1 pseudogene is annotated in these 425 nt (G+C 47.4%); it reads right to left on the minus strand.

What is annotated here, in order from left to right:
* A pseudogene (locus CIK04_RS27850) lies at positions 1–425 on the minus strand (efflux RND transporter permease subunit); the annotation flags it as partial.

A 425-nucleotide genomic window follows, 5' to 3' on the forward strand; every position in this document is an offset into this window, starting at 1 on the left:
CACTTCCACCACGTTAACGCCTTGTGCAAAAGAAACGCCGACGTTCAACGCCAATTTGCCATTTAAAGTTGATGATGTTGTTCGGCACTTCCACGTAGCCACGTTTGATATCGGCCACATCTCTTAGATAGATCAATCCCTGAGCACCGCTCTCGGTGATAATGAGATCGCCCAACTGATCGACGTTTTGGAACTCACCCGTAGGATGGATGCGAATGTATTCATCGCCTATTCGTATCGCACCAGCGTCAGACACCACGTTTTGCGTTGACAGCAGGTTAAAGACTGTCGTTGGTGATAAGCCCAATGAACTCAATCGCTTCATGAATTCGATWAACACTTGCTCTTGCTGTTGTCCAGTGACGGAAACTTTGCTGACGCCATCGACCAGTTCGAGCTCACGTCTTAAATAATCGACATAATCC

Source organism: Vibrio sp. 03_296 (assembly GCF_002265885.1).